Annotated in this window: 13 protein-coding genes and 1 tRNA gene; 5 read left to right on the top strand and 9 right to left on the bottom strand. The window is 74.8% G+C overall.

What is annotated here, in order from left to right; all coding sequences use genetic code 11:
* Positions 1 to 2: 2 nt before the first annotated feature.
* From OG625_RS08715 to OG625_RS08700, 4 genes are read right to left on the bottom strand one after another with little or no spacing between them, the layout of a single operon-like run.
* The gene (locus OG625_RS08715) at positions 3 to 131 is read right to left on the bottom strand and encodes a hypothetical protein (protein WP_329377995.1); all 129 of its coding nucleotides are present in this window, start codon (positions 129 to 131) and stop codon (positions 3 to 5) included.
* Positions 128 to 1750 (bottom strand): TRAFAC clade GTPase domain-containing protein, encoded by a 1623-nt coding sequence (locus OG625_RS08710; protein ID WP_329377993.1) that lies wholly within the window; start codon positions 1748 to 1750, stop codon positions 128 to 130. Before OG625_RS08710 ends, OG625_RS08715 begins: the two co-directional genes overlap by 4 nt.
* Positions 1747 to 4161, bottom strand: a complete 2415-nt coding sequence (locus OG625_RS08705) for a GTPase-associated protein 1-related protein (RefSeq protein ID WP_329377991.1) — start codon at positions 4159 to 4161, stop codon at positions 1747 to 1749. Before OG625_RS08705 ends, OG625_RS08710 begins: the two co-directional genes overlap by 4 nt.
* Entirely contained in the window at positions 4158 to 5462 is a 1305-nt protein-coding gene (locus tag OG625_RS08700) for a TRAFAC clade GTPase domain-containing protein (protein ID WP_329377989.1), read from the bottom strand. Before OG625_RS08700 ends, OG625_RS08705 begins: the two co-directional genes overlap by 4 nt.
* A 129-nt stretch (positions 5463 to 5591) precedes the next feature.
* On the opposite strand from OG625_RS08700, the gene OG625_RS08695 reads away from it, so the two are divergent.
* Entirely contained in the window at positions 5592 to 6815 is a 1224-nt protein-coding gene (locus OG625_RS08695; protein ID WP_443067685.1) for an RNA-guided endonuclease InsQ/TnpB family protein, read from the top strand.
* Positions 6816 to 6833: 18 nt separating this feature from the next.
* On the opposite strand, the gene OG625_RS08690 is transcribed toward OG625_RS08695, so the two are convergent.
* A complete protein-coding gene (locus OG625_RS08690) occupies positions 6834 to 9251 on the bottom strand; it encodes a hypothetical protein (protein ID WP_329377987.1) in 2418 nt (805 codons plus the stop codon).
* Between the two features lie 184 nt (positions 9252 to 9435).
* On the opposite strand from OG625_RS08690, the gene OG625_RS08685 reads away from it, so the two are divergent.
* Positions 9436 to 11499 (top strand): phosphocholine-specific phospholipase C, encoded by a 2064-nt coding sequence (locus OG625_RS08685; RefSeq protein ID WP_329377985.1) that lies wholly within the window; start codon positions 9436 to 9438, stop codon positions 11497 to 11499.
* On the opposite strand, the gene OG625_RS08680 is transcribed toward OG625_RS08685, so the two are convergent.
* On the bottom strand, positions 11486 to 12196 hold the full coding sequence (locus OG625_RS08680; RefSeq protein ID WP_329377983.1) for a hypothetical protein: 711 nt from the start codon (positions 12194 to 12196) through the stop codon (positions 11486 to 11488). The genes OG625_RS08685 and OG625_RS08680 overlap by 14 nt on opposite strands.
* A 73-nt stretch (positions 12197 to 12269) precedes the next feature.
* On the opposite strand from OG625_RS08680, the gene OG625_RS08675 reads away from it, so the two are divergent.
* Complete coding sequence (locus OG625_RS08675; protein ID WP_329377981.1) at positions 12270 to 13025, top strand: alpha/beta fold hydrolase; 756 nt, start codon at positions 12270 to 12272, stop codon at positions 13023 to 13025.
* Between the two features lie 51 nt (positions 13026 to 13076).
* Here the strand turns inward: OG625_RS08675 and OG625_RS08670 are convergent.
* Positions 13077 to 13149, bottom strand: a tRNA-His gene (locus tag OG625_RS08670).
* Between the two features lie 74 nt (positions 13150 to 13223).
* A complete protein-coding gene (locus OG625_RS08665) occupies positions 13224 to 13973 on the bottom strand; it encodes a CTP synthase C-terminal region-related (seleno)protein (RefSeq protein ID WP_329377979.1) in 750 nt (249 codons plus the stop codon).
* Between the two features lie 713 nt (positions 13974 to 14686).
* Here OG625_RS08665 and OG625_RS08660 point away from each other — a divergent pair.
* On the top strand, positions 14687 to 15535 hold the full coding sequence (locus tag OG625_RS08660) for a LysR family transcriptional regulator (protein ID WP_329377977.1): 849 nt from the start codon (positions 14687 to 14689) through the stop codon (positions 15533 to 15535).
* Positions 15532 to 16671 carry a M24 family metallopeptidase gene (locus OG625_RS08655; protein WP_329377975.1) on the top strand — a complete coding sequence of 380 codons (1140 nt, stop codon included), beginning with the start codon at positions 15532 to 15534 and terminating at the stop codon, positions 16669 to 16671. The genes OG625_RS08660 and OG625_RS08655 overlap by 4 nt, the downstream gene beginning before the upstream one ends.
* A 45-nt stretch (positions 16672 to 16716) precedes the next feature.
* Here OG625_RS08655 and treZ read toward each other — a convergent pair whose 3' ends face one another.
* Positions 16717 to 18465, bottom strand: coding sequence for a malto-oligosyltrehalose trehalohydrolase (treZ, locus tag OG625_RS08650; RefSeq protein ID WP_329377973.1), 1749 nt, complete (start codon positions 18463 to 18465; stop codon positions 16717 to 16719).
* Between the last annotated feature and the right edge of the window lie 57 nt (positions 18466 to 18522).

Here is an 18522-nt window from a genome sequence, read left to right as displayed (position 1 = left end):
CTTCAACTCCCGGTCCATTGCGGCACGAACCGCACCAGCGCCACCACCACGGCGGCCGCCGTCACCACGACCGCCACCACGAACAGGGCCAGCATCAACCGCCGGCCCCGCGCGATCTGCGGGGTAATCATGGGGCCTTGCTCCCATCCGACACGAGCCTCTCCTCCGACACGAGCCTCCTCTCCGGCACGAGCCCACCGACACGCAGCCCGGTCCGCGACAGCAGCCACAGCACCGGCTCGGCCGCCCGCAGCCGCTCGGAATCCAGGGCGCCCGCCCCGGTCGCGGCGCGGGCACTCACCGCCCAGTAGCGGGCCGCCGCGAAATCGTGGCCCAGGCTGCGCACCAGGTCGTCGAGGCCTATCTCGCCCAGCCAGCCGTCGACCGGCTCCGCGGGCCGCGGCAGCGAGGTCAGCCGGTCCAGGGTGTCCCGCTTGGTCACCACCGTGGCCACGGCCAGCCGCCGGCGGCGGCCGCTCAGCCCCTGCAGCTCCCCGGCGAACACCGCGTACGTCTCCACGGGCCCGAGGTCCGCAGGCCGGGCTGCCGCCGCCAGCTCGGGGTCGCCCTCCCGCAGGGAGCGGCGTACGACGGGCGAGGCGAGCACGTCGGCGACCAGCAGGATCCCGTCGGCGTGCGCCAGATAACCCTGCAGGCGGGTGCTGTCGGCGTCGCGCAGGGACTCGCCCATCGGGTCGTACAGGTAGAGCAGCCTGCGCCGGCGGCCGCGCCCGACCAGCAGCATCATCGCCCGGGGCTGGCCACCCTGGGTCTTGAGGGCCCAGCCCGACTCGCTCCTCAGCTGCCTGTCCAGGGCGCGGGCATCGCGCAGGTCGTCCGTGGAGGCGAACTCGACGGTCAGCGCCGACTGGTGGGACAGGGACTGCAGCCCGTCGAGCACGGCCGCCAACAGCATGGTCTTCCCGGCGGAGGTGCCGCCGATCAACGGCAGGTGCACGACCCGGACGCTGCCGACGGCAGAGGGCAGCTGCTGATCGCAGTGCGGGCACCGTGCGGTGAGCCCCCGCCGCCCGGCCAGGGCCGTGGTCGGCAGCGCCCGGCCGCACCGGCACACGTGCCGCCAGGCGCCGAAGCCGCCGGGCCGCAGCTCGCGGTGGGCCTTCCCGCAGCCCGGGCACAGGTACACGGCCAGCGGGAACGGCAGGTAGCAGCGCGGGTACGGGCACTTCATGCGCACGCCCCGGGCCAGCTCCCACAGTCGGTCGGCGGCCCGCCCGGCCGCGACGGCGGCGAGCGCCCCGAGGGAGACCAGCACGAGCTGGACGGCGAACACCACCGCCACGCACAGCAGCAGGGCCGAGGCGAGCAGCGCCGACAGCACCGCGGCCAGGGCCGTGCCGGGCGCGAGCGCGCGCCGCAGCAGCCGGCCGAAGCCGCCCTTGGCGCGGATGCCGGTCCGGCCGCTGCGGCCCTGTAACAGCCGGTCCCGCACCACTCTGCCGAGCCAGTGCCGGGTCAGCAGGTACCGGACCGTGCGCGAGGCGTACAGCACGGCGTACCCGGAGTCCTGCCACATCTGCCGGGCCCAGTACGCGCGCCGGGCCGGCTCGCCGCCCGCGTACGGGGGGATCCGGTCGTCGGCGGCCCCGGGCCCCCGCGGCCCGAACGCCCGCCAGGCGGCCACCAGGGCCAGCGCGAGGAACCGCCACAGCCCGTAGAAGAGGCACACGCCGACGGCGACGATCCCCGTGCCGTACACGAGACCGCGCAGGACGAGGTCGGCCGTCACGAGCCCCCTCCCCACTTGAAGCGGCCGCGCAGGCGGCCCATCGCGCCGGGCCTCTGCCAGGTCCGGAAATCCTCGGCCCAGCGGCCGCCCAGCCGGGCCAGGGCCTCCTCCACCGAGGACAGCTCGGCCGGCTCCAGCCCCCGCACCACCGGCCGCAGCACCCCGTCGAGCAGGTCGGTACGGGCCTCCTGCCAGACCGGGCCGGCCTGCGGCTGCGAGGACCACACCGTGAAGCAGTCCGCGACGAAGCCGGGAGCCAGCCGCAGCCGGGCCGTGACCTCAGGCTCCCGCGCGGCCTGCCGGTAGGCGGCCAGCAGCTCCGCGTCGTTGCTCTCGATCAGCGCCCGCAGCTCGGTCTCCGGCCGGTCCTCGGCCAGCAGCAGCCGCGCGGACAGCGCCTCGTACGCCTGTGCCCGCGCACCCGGCTCCGGGCCCGTGGACCCCAGGTCCAGCGCCTGGCGGACCCAGCCGGGGCCCGTCGTGCCCGCCCGCAGGTTCCGGGCCAGCTCCAGGATCAGCAGCGAGGGCCGCAGCGGGGCGGGGAGCAGCTCGTGGAAGTGAGCCAGGACCTCGGGCGCCAGCTCCGCCGCGTCCGGGTCCCCGGCCGGGGCCAGGGCCGCCGCCCGGGCGAGCAACTCCCAGGTCCCGGCGTCCCGGTGGACCTTCGCCCCCGTCGCACCGAGCACCAGCGCGGCCTCGCCCGCACCCGGCGCCTCCCCGTCCCACACCAGCCGCATCGCGGTACGCAGCACCAGCGGCTCCGCGTAGAGCGAGACCCCGGATTCGCCGAGCAGCGCGTGCAGTGCCGCCACCCGGTCCGGAGCGGCCCCGACCACCCCCGCGGCCGAGGCGCACATCCGCAGGTGCGGCCGGGCGTCGGAGGCCGTCAGCCGCAGCCCGGTCCGGGCGAACAGGATCCGTGCCGCGGCCGGATCGCCCGCCGCGAGGGAGTCCAGCTGATCGAGTACGAGGGCCCGCAGCGCCGGCAGCTCCGCGAGGGCGGCCCGCACCCCCTCGCCGTACGCCCGCTCCGGATCGGCGAGCAGCGCCCGCGCCAGCTGCCGGGCCACCCCGGGCAGCAGGTCGGCGGTGTCCGCCCCCAGCACCGAGGCGACCCGCAACAGCCCGGCCCGGTCCCCCGGTTCGGTCCCGGCGGCGCCGAGGGCCGCCCGCAGCTCCGGCTCCAGCCGCGCGGCGAGCCGGGCTCTGGCCGGCCCGCCCAGCGCCCCGGCGGAGGGCAGCGCGGCGGGCACGGCCGCGCCGCGCACCGCCTCGGCGAGGGCCAGCTCGGCGAGGGGCTCGCACACGGCGGGCGGGGCCCAGCCGTCCAGGGCCGCCAGCAGCCGCCCGCACGCGGCGACCTCGGCCGCGTCCCGGTCCCCCTGCGACGCCCCGGGGCCGGCCAGCGCCACGGCCAGCGCGTGCAGCCGGGCCGCGTCCAGGGCCTCCCGGTGACCGGCGGCCCAGTCCGCGGCGGAGGTCCGGCCGGGGGCGGGCAGCGGGATGTCCGCGGCCAGGGCGAGCGCGGCCAGGGGGCCCGCGTCGTACGGGTCGGCGCCGAGCCGCCGGACCTCCGCGAACAGCTCCTGCCGCCGCGCCTGCCAGATCCGCGACGCGGTGTCCGCCCACGCGTCGGGGGCCCCGGGGGCGGGGGCGGCCGCGCGCGTGACGTCGTACACCCGGTAGCGGCTCTCCTGCCCGGCCAGTCCGAGGCCGTCCTCGGGGACCACGCCGATGATCTGCTGCCGGGCCAGCTGGGGGCGCCGGGTGTAGGTGGTGAAGGTGAGCCACTGGCCCCGCTGGTGCGGCAGCACACTGCACGCCAGCATGATCCAGCGGGCCACGGCCTCGCTGTCCGCCTCCACGAGCACGATCTGCGGGGCCGCCGGGTCCTCGCCGAGCCTGCGCACATCGGCGAAGAACCCCGCCAGCCACGGCCCCCGCGCGGTGACGAACCCGGCCAGCCCGGCCGGGTCGTGCGGGCGCGGTACGGGCACCGCCGCCAGCGGGGGAGCCCCGTCCGCCGGGGTGTCGAAGGCCCACTGCGGCGAGCCCCAGGAGGTGATCGGCAGCGCGCCGACGGCCGGACCGGAGTCGGCCGGCTGCGGCAGGTGCACCGCGTGGGCGTGGAAATTGCCCCAACGGCCGCTGTAGTCGGCGCCCGTGTACACCGACCGGGCCAGCAGCCGACTCCCGTCGGCGAGCACGCTCAGACTCAACGCCTGAGGGAAGCCGGCCAGTTGCTCCGGCCCCGGACGCGGCGGCGCCTCCCGGGGCGGCTCGTAGCCGATCAGCTGCTCCGCCTCGCGCAGCAGCCCGGCCGGTACCCCGGGGGTGACGGCCGTGAACCGGAACCCGGAGCCGTCGGGGCCGGGCGGCGCCGAGGTGTAGTGCAGTTGGGCGAGCTTCACGCCTCTCCCCCCGCGCCGGTACGACGGCCCGCGCGCGCCGGGCCGGGTGCCTGCGGCAGCAGCCCGCCGAGGCCCAGCAGCCACAGCAGCGGATCCTCCACGCGCAGCGGCTGCGGACCCGACTTCGGCGCGTCGGCGGGCGCGTGCGCGGGCGGCGGTGAGCCGAGCGCCGACAGCCCGAACAGCGACAGTTGCGCGAAGTCCCGCTCCAGCTGCCGCAGCAGGGAGCCCGAGTCCCAGCCGTCCAGCAGCGAACGCAGCTCCTCGTGCACCGCGAGCCGGTCCTCCCCGTCCAGCGCCCCGGCCGAGTGGTCGGCGTTGCGCAGCAGCGGGGAGTGCGGGTCCAGCAGCGGGGAGAGGGAGTCCGTCTTGGTCACGGCCACCGCCACCGGGGTGGTGACCCGGCCCCGCGAGGAGCCCCGGCCGCGGGCCCGCAGCTGCGCGGCGAGATCACCGGCGATCTGCTGCGGCGGGGTCTCCACGACCGGCAGCGGCAGCTCCGAGTCGACCGGCAGCCGGTCGCGCACCGCCCGCATCTGCAAGGGGTCCACGAGCATGATGATCCCGTCGGCGGCGGCCAGGTAGGTCGTGTACCGGTCCATGGCCTCGGCGCTGCTCAGGTCCTCGCCCGCCGCGTCGAAGAACACCAGCGCGGTGTGCCGGCTGCCGTCCCCGCGCAGCCGGCGGCGCAGCGGCAGGCTCAGCCGGTACAGCAGCGGGTCGTTGAAGCCGAGCGCGGCCGGTCTGGTGGCCTCGGGCAGCCGCAGCCGGTCGTAGAGGTCCTCGGCCATTTCCCGGTCCCGGCGCTGCGTCTCGCCGCCCATCGGGGTCAGCGAGGCCCCGTAGGCCCGGCCCACCCGCCCGCGCAACTCGTTGACCAGCACGGACACGTACGTGCTCTTGCCCGAGCCCTTGGGGCCGAGCAGGGCGATGATCCGGGTGTCCTGGTCGCAGTAGTCGCTCGGGAAGTCGCTGTGACAGCGCCGGCAGACCCGCACCGGGGTGGACACCCCGCACGCGGGACAGTCCGCCCGCGACCCTCCACCGCCTCCGACCCCGCTTCCGCCGAGCGGCAGTTGACGCGGGATCCGCGAACCGATACCGCGCGCGGCGGCGAAGACGGGCCCGCGCATCTTCAACGCGGGCGGCACGGCGGGGCCGATGAACTCGGCCCACACCGTGTCGAGTTCCGCGGTGCACGGCTTGCCGCCGCGGACGCCGGTGGGGGACATCTGGCAGCGGTAGGGCAGCTTGGCGGCGGGGGACCGGTCGAAGCAGTAGGGGCAGACGACGGAAGTCATCCCAGTCTCCTTGCGTGGGAGCCGTCCAGCTCCCGTCGGGGAAGGAAGTGCATGCCTGGCCCTGTGCCGCTGGGTCATTCCATGGCCTGGCTTTGTGTTCGGATCTCGACTGCCTCTAGCGTCCAGGGCGTGGGCGTGGGTGTCTCTTCCGTGAAGCGGGCGTTCAAGTACCGCTTCTATCCGACCGATGCGCAGGCGGTTCCGCTGGCGCGGACTTTCGGCTGCGTGCGGAAGGCGTACAACCTTGCTCTTGCTGCCCGTACCGAGGCCTGGACGGCCGGCCGCGAGCGGGTGAACTATGGGCAGACGTCGGCCATGCTCACGCAGTGGAAGAAGACCGAGGAGCTGGCCTACCTGGCCGAGGTGTCCTCGGTTCCGCTCCAGCAGTCGTTGCGGCACTTGCAGTCGGCTTTCGTGGGGTTTTGGACGAAGCGGTCGCAGTATCCCCGCTTCAAGTCGAAGAGGAAGTCGCGCGCCTCGGCTGAGTACACACGAAGCGCGTTCGGCTACAAGGACGGCCGACTGATCTTGGCGAAGATGGCCGAGCCCCTGGCCATCGTGTGGTCCCGTCCGCTGCCCACCGGCGTGGATCCGACCACGGTCACGGTATCCCGCGACAGCGCCGGACGCTGGTTCGTGTCCCTGTTGTGTGAGGACATCCCCTCCCCGATGCCCGCCTCCGCGGACGCAGTGGGCATCGATGCCGGGCTGAGGGACCTGGTCGTGCTCTCCACTGGGGAGAAGATCGCCAACCCCAAGCACGGGAGCAAGAACCGAGAGCGTCTGGCACGTGCCCAGAAGGAGCTTTCGAGGAAGGACAAGGGCAGCAAGAACCGGTCCAAGGCCGGCATCCGCGTGGCCAGGATCCACGCGCGGATCGCGGACTCCCGCCGGGATCACCTGCATAGACTGACCACTCGACTCGTGCGCGAAAACCAAACGCTCGTGATCGAGGACCTCATCGTGCGCAACATGCTGAGGAACCACAAACTGGCGCGCGCCATCTCGGATGCGGCATGGCGTGAGCTGCGGGCGATGCTTGAGTACAAGGCGGCCTGGTACGGGCGCGAGCTGATTGTCGTCGACCGATGGTTCCCGAGCTCCAAGCTGTGCTCGGCCTGTGGTGCGATCGTCGATGAGATGCCCCTGAACGTCCGCGCGTGGACGTGCGTCACCTGCGGGACGACCCACGATCGGGACGGGAACGCAGCTGTGAATCTTCTGGCCGCCGGGCTGGCGGTTGCTGCCTGTGGAGCGGGTGTAAGACCTCATCGGGAGTCCTCCTCTCGGTCGGGGCGGTTCGTGGTGAAGCAGGAAGTCCCACCCGTGAGGGCGGGGGTTCCCTCCCGCTAGGGAGGGAGTGAGGCCAACTCAGCGGACCACCAGGGACTGGATCGGGGGCTCTTCGAGCCGGACGGAGGCGGCGCGGCCGCCGAGGAGGAAACCGCGGACGGCGTAGGGGCGGCCGGGCGCGGTGGCGGGGTCGAGTTCGCGCTCCAGCGTCCCGGCGGAGGCGAGCTCGTCGCCGGTCAGCCGGCACAGGGTCGTACCGCCGGTGGGGCCGGGCGGGCGCTGCGGGTTGCGGCCGCCGTCGCCACGGGCGACCAGTACAAAGCCGGGCAGCTCCGCCGCCGCCCCGGGCGGCCGCACGGTCACCCGCAGGACGGCGGGCCCGCGGCGCAGGCCGCGCCGGGCGCCGGGCAGCAGTTCGTAGGCGATGGCCACGTCGGCGGGCAGCTCGGCGCGCGCGTCCCCGGAGGCGGCGGCGAGCACGGAGCGGGCGCTGCGGGGCGCCGCGTGGGCCTCGACGCGCAACGCGGCGGGAGTCACGGGCAGCCGGAGCCCCTCGCGCAGGAACACGCTGCGGGCGACGGCGTGCTCGGCGACCCGGCCGTCCTGGGTGACGGCGACCGTCACGGTGCCGGTGCTGCCGGGCCAGTCGAAGGTGACCTGCACCTCCTCGGGGGAGGTCCGCCGCACCGCGAGCCCGGTGACGGGGAGCGGCGCCTCGACCAGCAACCCGGGCCCGGCCACGGCCCGCTCCCCGAGCACGGCGACGGCGGCCACGGTCAGGAGCGCCCCCTGCGGCGGCCGCCCGACCAGGAGACACCCGCCGGTCCGGGCCCCGCCGACACACGGCGCGGCGCTGCCGCCCGCGCCGTCGGCCGTGTCCGTCCCGGCGGCGGCCGTCTCGGGGTCGGCCGCGTGGGTGCCGTGTGCCTCGGGGCCGAGCGGGGGCGGGGCGATCCAGACCAGTGGGGGCGGCAGGTCGGCGGTTTTCAGTTCGGTGCCCGGAGCCGGCGGGGTGGTGGGCCATTCCACCAGGCGCAACTCGGTGTCGGCGGCAGCCTCGACGCACCGGGCTCCGGCCGCGTGGAAGTCCAGCCCGCCCGAAGCCCGCGGAGTCGCCGTCAGGGTGTGTACGGGTGTCGGCCAGGGGTGGACGGTGGCCGCGGCCGTCTGCGGGGTCGAGAGGATCGCGTGGGTGGAGCGGCCCGGCGCGGTGAAGCGGGCCCGGACCGTGAATGCGTACGCGCCGGGCTCCAGGCCCTCCGCGCGCAGCCCTTCCCGGTCCGCCGCGAGGCCCGCCACGGGTCCCCGCGGCCCGGTGAGGATCACCTCGGCGCCGGCCGCGCCCGCCGGGGCGGTCCACGAGGCCCGGATCCAGCCGTTGCCGTCGGTCACGCGCAGCCGCGTCACCGCCGGGGCGACGGCCACGGGGGCCCCGATCAGCGGCGGTCCGTCCACCGCGCCGTCGTCCCCGAGCGGCAGGGCGACATGGCGGACGCGTACGCCGATCCCCGTGTCCCGGTCCAGCAGGACGCCTCCGCGCGGCCGCCCCGCCACCTCGGCGAGGGGCAAGCCCGCCGGTTCGCCCTGGGTGAGCCGCACCACCCGCCAGCCGCGTCCCTCGAACCCGCCCGGCGGCCACCGCAGTTCAACCCCTTCGGGTACGAGCGAGGCTTCCAGCGGGCCGGGATCGCCCGGCTCCGGCCGGTACGTGCGGACCAGCCCGCGCACCGCCCGCGGGCAGTCTCCCGCCAGCCACGCCGCCTCCTCGTACTGCACGGAGGCGCGGTCCGCATCGTCCCGCTCCTCCAGGCGCCGGGCCGCGTCGAGCGCGGTGTCGGCGGCCCCGGCGCGGGCGGCCAGCTCGGCGAGCCGGGCCTCCAGTGCCCGGTCCCCACCCGCCTCCAGTGCCCGGTCCCCACCCGCCGCCGGCGCCCGGGCCCCTCCCGTCGGCAGCACCGCGGCCTTCCGCTCGGCCGCGCGCACCCGCCGGCCCAGCCAGTCGTCCTCCAGGCCCTCGGCGGCGGCCCGCTGCCCCGCGTCCAGCCGGGCCCGCGCCGCGGCGGCGTGGACCAGCACGGCGGTCTCCACCGGGTCCACGCCGAAGCCGGCCGCGGTGGCGGGCAGGTGGCCCGCGGGATGGTCGTGCAGCAGGTGGACGAGCTGGTAGAGCAGGATCCGCCGCAGCGCCGCCGGGTTCCCCTCCTGGATCCCCGCCAGCCGGTCCAACAGCCACGCAGCCTCGGGCCGGTCCACGCGCAGCGCGCGCAGCACCGCAGCGTTCACATGGGTGCGCCGCCCGGGCCGCTCGACGCGGAAGACCCCGTCGAGCATGCGCAAATGACCGCCCGAGGGAGTCAGGAGTTCGCCCAAGTGGCTTAAGCCGAGGGTCTGTTGCGCGGAGACGAGTTCCCCGTACCCTCCCACGAGCGGCGAGAGCGGCAGACCGGAGAGCGCGCGGGACGGCCCGAGGGCATGCCCGAAGTCGGTCCCGGCCATCCGTTCTGCGCCCCCCGTGCAGTGTGTGGGAGGTCATTCCAGCAGATACGCGGGCCGTTCGGGAGGGCTTTCGTTCTCCAGGTGTACCGCGCACCGTCACGAAGTGATCTCCGTCCGGTACCCCGGGGGCGCTGTCCTTGGGGCGCCCCCCGACACCCCCCTCACCCGCAGAGGACGTCACTCCATGACCGAATTCAATCGGCGCAGGTTCCTGCAGATAGCCGGCGGTACCGCCGCCGTCGCGATGCTGAACGAGAGCATCGCGCGCGCGGCCGCCATCTCGGCGCAGGGCACGACCGGCACGATCCAGGACATCGAGCACATCGTCGTCCTCATGCAGGAGAACCGGTCCTTCGACCACTACTTCGGCGCGATGAAGGGGGTCCGGGGCTTCGGCGACCCGCGTCCCGTCCTCCAGGACAACGGCAAGTCCGTCTTCCACCAGTCCAACGGGACGAAGGACATCCTGCCCTTCAACCCGCAGATCGAGGACCTCGGGATGCAGTTCCTGACGGGCCTCAACCACGACTGGGCGGGCGGCCAGAAGGCCTACAACAAGGGCAAGTACGACAAGTGGGTTCCGGCCAAGACGGCCACGACCATGTCGTACATGACCCGGAACGACATCCCGTTCCACTACGCCCTCGCCGACGCCTTCACCGTGTGCGACGCCTACCACTGCTCCTTCATCGGCGCCACGGACCCCAACCGCTACTACATGTGGTCGGGTTACACGGGCAACGACGGCGTGGGCGGTGGCCCCGTCCTCGGCAACCAGGAGCTGGGCTACGGCTGGAAGACCTACCCGGAGCGCCTGGAGTCGGCCGGGGTCTCCTGGAAGGTCTACCAGGACATCGGCGACGGTCTGAACGCGGCCGGCCACTGGGGCTGGATCAACGACGCCTTCCGCGGCAACTACGGCGACAACTCGCTGCTGTACTTCAACAACTACCGCAACGCCCAGCCCGGCAGCGCCCTCTACGAGAAGGCCCGCACCGGCACCAACGTCAAGGCGGGCGAAGGGTACTTCGACAAGCTGCGCGCGGACGTGGTGAACGGCACCCTCCCGCAGGTCTCGTGGATCGCCGCCCCCGAGGCGTTCAGCGAGCACTCCAACTGGCCGACGAACTTCGGCGCCTGGTACATCTCGCAGGTCCTGGACTCGCTGACCGCGAACCCGGCGGTGTGGGCGAAGACGGCCCTGTTCATCACCTACGACGAGAACGACGGGTTCTTCGACCACGTCGTCCCGCCGTACCCGCCGGAGTCCGCGTCCTGGGGCCTGTCCACGGCGAGCGTCACCGGCGACCTGTACACCGGGGGCGTCTCCGGCTACGCCGCCGGCCCGTACGGCCTCGGCCCGCGCGTCCCGATGATCGTGGTCTCCCCGTGGAGCAAGGGCGGCTACGTCTGCTCCGAGACCTTCGACCACACCTCGGTGATCCGCTTCATGGAGAAGCGCTTCGGCGTGCAGGAGCCCAACATCTCGCCGTGGCGCCGTGCCGTCTGCGGTGACCTGACCTCCGCCTTCGACTTCACCCGGGCCGACGCCGCGCCCGCCGCGCTGCCGTCCACGGCCGGGTACGTCCCGCCGGACAAGGACCGCCACCCGTCCTACTACCCGACCGTGCCCGCCACGGGCACGATGCCGAAGCAGGAGGCCGGCTCCAAGCCGACCCGCGCGCTGGGCTACAGCCCGTACGTGGACGGCCGGGCCACCACCTCCACCGGCAAGTTCACCCTGACCTTCCACTCCGGCCCCACCCTCGGCGCCCACTTCCACAGCACCTCGGGCAACCGCACGGACGGCCCCTGGCCCTACACGGTCGAGCCGGGCAAGACCCTCTCGGACACCTGGTCCACGTACGGCTCCACCGGCAACCAGATCAACCTCTCGGTCTGGGGCCCGAACGGCTTCCTGCGCACCTGGAAGGGCCCGGCGAAGAAGACCGGCCCCGAGGTCACGGCCCGCCACGACGGGACCACCGGCAACCTCAAGCTGACCCTGACCAACTCGGGCTCGGCGGCGGTCAACCTCACGGTGACCAACTCCTACGGCGGCGCGGCCCAGACCCTGCGGGTCGCGGCGGGCGGCACGGCCACGTACACGGCGGACCTGAGCGCGACCGGTCGCTGGTACGACGTCACGGTGGTCTCCGACGCGGACACCACCTTCCTGCGCCGCTTCGCCGGCCACGTGGAAACGGGCGCCGCGGGCATCTCCGACCCGGCGATCAAGACCGTCTGACCCGGTCCTCCGCCGCTCGCAGCAGCCGCCGCTCCAGGACCGGGAGGTCCTTGGGGCGGTGGCCGCGCGCGTGCCGGAGCAGCAGCTCGCGGGCGGTTTCCGGGACCCGGCGGCGCTTGGGGTGGCGGGTGGTGAACTCCTCGCTCGCGAAGAACCGTACGGCGCCCTCCAGGCCCGCCCGGTCCGTCTCCCGCACCGCCCAGGCCAGTTCCTCCGTCGACGCCCCGGCCAGCAGCCGCCAGGGCCCCCGCTCGGCGAGCAGCCACGCGGCGTCGCGGGGCTCCGCGCGCACGGCGCCCAGCCAGCCGAACACCACGCCCAGCGGGACCGCGCTCGGCGGATCGGGCTCCTCTTCGCCCCCGGCCAGCGCCTCGGCGTACTCCCGCAGCCCGTCGGGAGCCCGCGCCACCCACCGCGCGCGGTGGCGGGCCGGGATCCCGTCGGGGGACAGCGGGTCGACCAGGCGCTTCAGTTCGGGGGTGACGGGAGCGGGATCCCACCCCTCGTGGCACATGCATTCGATGCCGCCGCTTCCGGCGGCGTCGGTGTGCCGTTCGGGCGGAAGCACGGCCCGCACCTCGGCGATCTCCGCCGGGTCGGTGATCTCGTAGCTCCGGGGGTGATGGGGGTGGCGCGCCCCGTCGCCCGGCGAGAAGTCCCCCATGTGCAGCGGCTCGGCCCCCGGTATCGGATTCACGGTGTGATGGTAGGCCCGCTGGGCAGAAGGTACGGCGTCGGTTTCCTCCGCCCCCGTCACCGAGGGAGAACGCATGGCCATCGCCCACCGCAGGATCGGCACCGGACCCGCCCGCGTCATCGTGCTGCACGACTGGTTCGGCACCTCCGCCAACTGGGGTTCCGTACTGGACCACCTGGACCCGGACGAGTTCTCGTACGCCTTCCTCGACTACCGCGGCTACGGCGACCGCCGGGACGTCCCCGGCCGCTACACCCTCCCCGAGATCGCCGACGACGTCCTCGAACTGGCCGACCGGCTCGGCTGGGACACCTTCTCCCTCCTTGGCCACTCCATGGGCGGCAAGGCGGTCCAGCAGGTCCTCGTGCGCGCCCCCGAGCGGGTGGAGAAGCTGATCGGGCTCACACCCGTGCCGGCCGCCCCGTACGAGATGGACGACGCGACCCACGCCCTCTTCTACGGCGCCGCCGAGGACCCGGCCAAGCGCCGGATCATCCTCGACCTGGTCACCGGCAACCGCGCGAGCCGCCACTGGCTGGACGGCATGGTCGAGCACTCCCTGAGCGTCTCCCGCCCCGAGGCCTTCGCCGGCTACCTCGCGAGCTGGCAGCCGCTCGACCTGTCCTCCGCGGTGAAGGGGAACACCGTCCCGGTGCTGGTCCTGGTCGGGGAGTACGACCTCGCGCTCACCGCCGACGTGATGCGGGCCACCTGGGCCGCCTGGTACCCGAACTGCCGGATCGTCACGATTCCGGGTTCCGGCCACTACCCGCCGCACGAGACCCCGGTGGCCTTCGCCACCGAAGTGGAGGCCTTCCTCCGCGCCTAGAACGAAAAAAGCCCGTGGGGTACGAGGAAACCTCGTACCCCACGGGATCAGGGTGAGTGACGGGACTTGAACCCGCGGCCACCTGGACCACAACCAGGTGCTCTACCAACTGAGCTACACCCACCACGAAGGGCGGCGGACCACCCGTTCGATGTGCATGCACAGCATAGCCGATCAGCGGGGTGGTCCCGCGACGCGTTATTCCGCTTCGGGGGCGGCCTGGCGTGCGGCGGTGGCGTGGGTCACAGCCGCCACGGCGAGGGCCCGGACGATCGGGTGCGGCACCGTCCCGTCCCCGTGCAGCTCCGGCTGGAAGAGGGTGGCCAGGAAGAAGGGGTGCCCGGGCAGCTCGGCGATGCGCACCTGCCCGTCCTCGTCGTGGCCCGACAGGAGCAGCCCGTGCGCGGCGAGGGCCGGAAGGTGCCGGGGCGCGGGCCCGTAGCCGCAGTGGTAGCGCTCCGTCGACCGCTCCGCGCCGAGCGCGGACTCGGCGAGCGAGCCGGGCTCGGCCCGTACGAGGCCCTCGTGCCCCACGAGCGAGCAGGCGAGCGGCGCGATCACCGGGTCCGCCGCCGCGGGGTCGTTCTCGGCGTGCGCGGCACCGGCCAGCCCGCACACCGTCCGGGCGTACTCCAGCAGGGCGTGCTGGAAGCCGCCGCAGGTCCCGAGGAACGGGATGCCCTGCTCGCGGGCCACCCGGATCGCGGCCAGCGCCCCGGCCTCGCTGGCGTACGGGCTGCCGGGCAGCACCCACACGGCGTCGAACCGCCCCAGCGTCCCGGCGGCGGCCTCGGCCGCGGCGTCGCCGGTGGGGATCCAGTAGGCGTCCAGCACGAGGCCCTCGCGCGAGGCCAGGGCGTCGAGGAGCAGCGGAACCCGGGTGTGGGACTTCACGTGCGGGGAGCGGTCGCCGACGAGGGCGATCCGCGCGGTCTGTGCGGTGGTCATGCGGATCATCTTGCGGCGGGGGTCGACTTCAGCACCAACGATCGTTCGTGCACGCTCGATAAGCACCCCTGATGCCCCCTGCGCAGGCACTCGGCGTACCTCTTGTGCGGGCCTCCTGGGCGTGCCCCTGCCTGTGGCTCTTGCGCGGGCCCCTGCGCCGGTCCCTGCACGGTTCCCCCCGGCCCGCCCCTGCGCCGGTCCCCCTGAGCGGTTCCCCCGCGCGGGGGACTGCGCGGTCCCCCTGCGTGGTCCCCCTGCGCCGGTCCCTGCACGGTTCCCCCCGGCCCGCCCCTGCGCGGTTCCCCTGCGCGGTCCCCCTGCGTGGTCCCCTGCGCCGGGCCCCCTGAGCGGGCCCCTGCGAGCCGGCCCCCTCCGGTGTGGGGTCGGCCCGGCCGTGGCCGGGCGCGCGCCGGGGCGTCTCCTCGGGCGTCGAACGGTTCGAGGGGTCGGTGGGCCGAGGGGGCCCGGTTCGACGCCCTGCGGGGACGCCCCACCGCACACCCGGCCCCGTCCGGGCCTGCGGTACCGGGGGGCAGTCGTGCCGGTCCGGTCCAGGCCCGCCGCGTCCTGCGGGCAGCCCGCCGGGCGTGCCGGGCCCGGGCTGGGGTTGCCCGCAGGGCCGGGGGTGCGGGGTGTGGGTCGGCGGGCCGCCCGCAGGGCGCCGGCGGGGTTGGGTGGTGAGCTGCCCGCAGGGCGCCCGGCATGCTGGGTGGATGGATCCGCACCTCCTCCGCAGCTTCGTCGCCGTGGCACGGCTCTCCTCCTTCTCCGCCGCCGCGCGCGAGCTGGGCTACACGCAGTCCGCCGTCTCCCAGCACATCGCCGCCCTGGAGGCGGACCTGCGGGCCGAGCTGCTCACGCGGCGGCCCGTGGCGCCGACCCCGGCGGGGACCCGGCTGCTGGAGCACGCCGGGCCGCTGCTGCTGCGGCTCGACGCGGCCCGGGCCGACGTGCTGCGGCTGGCCGCCGCCCCGCCCGGGCGGGTCACGCTCGCCGTGTCCCCGCTCGCGATGGGGCCCCGGCTGCTCGCGGCCCTGCCCGCCACCGGCGTCACCCTGCGGGTCCTGCCCCCGGCGGAGGTGCCCGCCGCCGTCGCCACCGGCGGCTGCGACCTCGGTCTCGTCGACGGGCCGGCCGCGCCGAGCGACCCGCTGCGGCTGCCCGACGTGGCCCCGCTCACCGTGACGGGTGTGGGGGAGGAGGAGATCGTCGTACTGCTGCCCGCCCGGCACCCCTTCGCACACCGGGCCTCCCTCCGGCTGGACGACCTCGCCGACGCGCGCTGGCTCGACGCCCCCGGCCTGTGCTCCCCGCCGCTCGCCGCGGCCCGCTCGGCCCTGCGCTACGACGGCACCGACCTCCACGGCCTCTGCGCCCTCGCCGCAGCCGGTCACGGCCTGGTCCTGCTGCCCCGCCGCGTCGCCGAAACCGCCGTCGCGGGGGTCGCCGTACCCCTGTCCGCGCCGCGCCTGGTGCACCGTACGGAGCTCCTCTCGCCCGGCAGCCCGACCGGCGCGGCCGCTGCCCTCGCCGCGCGCCTCACGGCAGGATCACCCGCATGACACGTGACGCCACGTCCCAAGGCCCGGCACCCTTCACGGCCGACGACTACGCCGCCCGGATGGCCGCCGCGGCGCAGACCGCCGCCGACGCGGGACTCGCCGGGCTGCTCATCGCCCCCGGGCCCGACCTCGCCCACCTCACCGGCTACCGGCCCACCGCCGAGACCGAGCGGCTGACCCTGCTCGTCCTGGCCGCCGGGCAGGAGCCGGTGCTCGTCGTCCCCGCGCTGGAGGCTCCCGACGCCGCCAAGGCCGCCGGCGCCTCCGCGCTGACCCTGCGGGACTGGACCGACGGGAAGAACCCGTACGCCGTGACCGCCCCGCTGCTGGACGTCGCCGGCCGCTTCGGGGTCAGCGACAACACCTGGGCCCTGCACCTCCTCGGCCTCCAGCGGGAGTTGCCCGCCACCTCCTACGTGCCCCTCACCGACTCCCTGCCCATGCTCCGCGCGGTCAAGGACGAACGGGAACTGGAGCGCCTCGCCGCGGCCGGAGAGGCCGCCGACGCCGCCTACGAGCAGATCCTCCACGTCCCGTTCGCGGGCCGCCGGGAGACCGACGTCGCCGAGGACCTGGCCGCCCTGCTGCGCGCGCACGGCCACTCCCAGGTCGACTTCACGGTCGTCGGCTCCGGCCCCAACGGCGCCAACCCGCACCACGAGGCCGGTGAACGGGTCATCGCGCACGGGGACATGGTCGTCCTCGACTTCGGCGGTCTCCGGTACGGCTACGGCTCCGACATCTCCCGCACCGTGCACGTGGGCGAGCCGACCGCCGAGGAGCAGCGCGTCCACGACATCGTCCGCGAGGCCCAGCAGGCCGGCGTGGCGGCGGTCCGCCCGGGGGTCTCCTGCCAGGAGGTGGACCGGGCGGCCCGCGCGGTGATCACCGAGTTCGGCTACGGGGACCGCTTCATCCACCGCACCGGCCACGGCATCGGCGTCACCACCCACGAGCCCCCGTACATGGTCGAGGGCGAGGAGCGGCCGCTCGTCCCCGGCATGTGCTTCTCCGTGGAGCCGGGCATCTACCTGCCGGGCCGGTTCGGCGTCCGCATCGAGGACATCGTGACCGTCACCGAGGACGGGGGGCGCCGCCTCAACAACGCCCCGCGCGAGCTCGCCGTCGTCGAATAGCCGAGTAGCCGAAAGGTCGGAAGGCCGAACAGCGGCGGTGCCCGCTCACGGGCCGAGCACGACCGCCGATTCACCCGGTACGTGGACCCGCCCGTCCGGGCCGGGGTGTTCGACCGGCTCCCAGGCGGCCAGCACCCGGACCCCGTTGCGGCCCAGCGCGATCGTCACCGGCTCCGGGGAGAGGTTCACGCACACCCGGACGTCGCCGCGCCGGAAGGTGAGCCAGCGCCGTTCCTCGTCGTGGGCGACCCGGACCGCCGCAAGGTCCGGGTCGCGCAGGTCCGGGTGGCTGCGGCGCAGCGCCACGAGGGCGCGGTACCAGTCCAACAGGCGTGCGTGCGCTGCCCGTTCGGGTTCGGCCCAGTCAAGGCAGGAGCGGTCCCGGGTGGCCGGGTCCTGCGGGTCCGGGATCTCTTCCGGCTTCCAGCCGTGCGCCGCGAACTCCCGGCGCCGCCCGGCCCGTACGGCCTCGGCGAGCTCCGGGTCGGGGTGGTCCGTGAAGTACTGCCAGGGCGTCCCGGCCCCCCACTCCTCGCCCATGAACAGCATCGGCACGAACGGCCCGGTCAGTGCCACCGTCGCCGCGCACGCCAGCAGCCCGGGGGGGAGCGAGGCGGAGAGCCGGTCGCCGAGCGCCCGGTTGCCGATCTGGTCGTGGGTCTGGGTGTAGCCGAGGAAGCGGTGGGCCGGGGTGCGGCGCCGGTCCACCGGGCGGCCGTGGGTGCGGGCCCGGAAGGAGGACCAGGTTCCGTCGTGGAAGAAGGCCCGGGTCATGGTCTTGGCGAGGGCGCCGAGCGGGGCGGTGGCGAAGTCGGCGTAGTACGCCTGGGATTCGCCGGTCAGCGCGCAGTGCAGGGCGTGGTGGAAGTCGTCGTTCCACTGGGCGTGCAGCCCCAGCCCCCCGTCGGCGCGCACGGTGACGGTGCGCGGGTCGCACCGGTCCGACTCGGCGATCAGGAACAGCGGCCGGCCGGTGTCCGCCGCCAACTCGTCCACGGCGGCGCTCAGTTCCTCCAGGAAGGTCAGCGCCCGGTCGTCGGCCAGCGCGTGCACGGCGTCCAGCCGCAGTCCGTCGATCCCGTAGTCGCGCAGCCAGACCAGCGCACTGCCCAGGAGGTACGCGCGCACCTCGTCGGAGCCGGGCGCGTCCAGGTTCACCGCCGCGCCCCACGGGGTGTGGTGGGTGTCGGTGAAGTACGGGCCGAAGGCGGGGAGGTGGTTGCCGGAGGGGCCGAGGTGGTTGTGGACCACGTCCAGCACCACGCCCAGCCCGGCCGCGTGCGCGGCCTCCGTGAACCGGGCCAGCCCGGCGGGGCCCCCGTACGGCTCGTGCACCGACCAGGGGGCGACCCCGTCGTACCCCCAGCCGTGCCGGCCGGGGAAGGAGCAGACCGGCATCAGCTCCACGTGCGTGACGCCGAGGGAGGTGAGGTGCCCGAGGCGGGCGGCGGCGGCGTCGAAGGTGCCCTCGGGGGTGAAGGTGCCGATGTGGAGCTCGTACAGGACGGCGTCCTGGAGGCGGGTGCGGGGCGGCGGAGTCCGTACCGGAATGAGCGCCTCCAGGTCGACCACCGCGGACAGCCCGTCGGGGCCGTCCGGCAGCCGGCGGGAGCGGGGGTCGGGCCGGGGGGTGGTGTCGCCGTCCAGCAGGAACCCGTACCGGCTGCCGTCCCCGGCCGGTGCCTCCACCGTCCACCAGCCCTCGCGGCCCGGATCGCGCGCCATGTCGTACGTCGCGTCGTCGAGTCGCAAGGCGACATGACCTGTCAGTGGTGCCCACACCTCGAACTGCACGGACGGGTCCCCTCGTCTCCGGCGGTGTCCAGCATGCGTATCCTGCCCATCATTCCC

Source organism: Streptomyces sp. NBC_01351, assembly GCF_036237315.1.
Lineage (GTDB): Bacteria > Actinomycetota > Actinomycetes > Streptomycetales > Streptomycetaceae > Streptomyces.
This window is presented reverse-complemented; position numbering and strand designations above follow the sequence as displayed.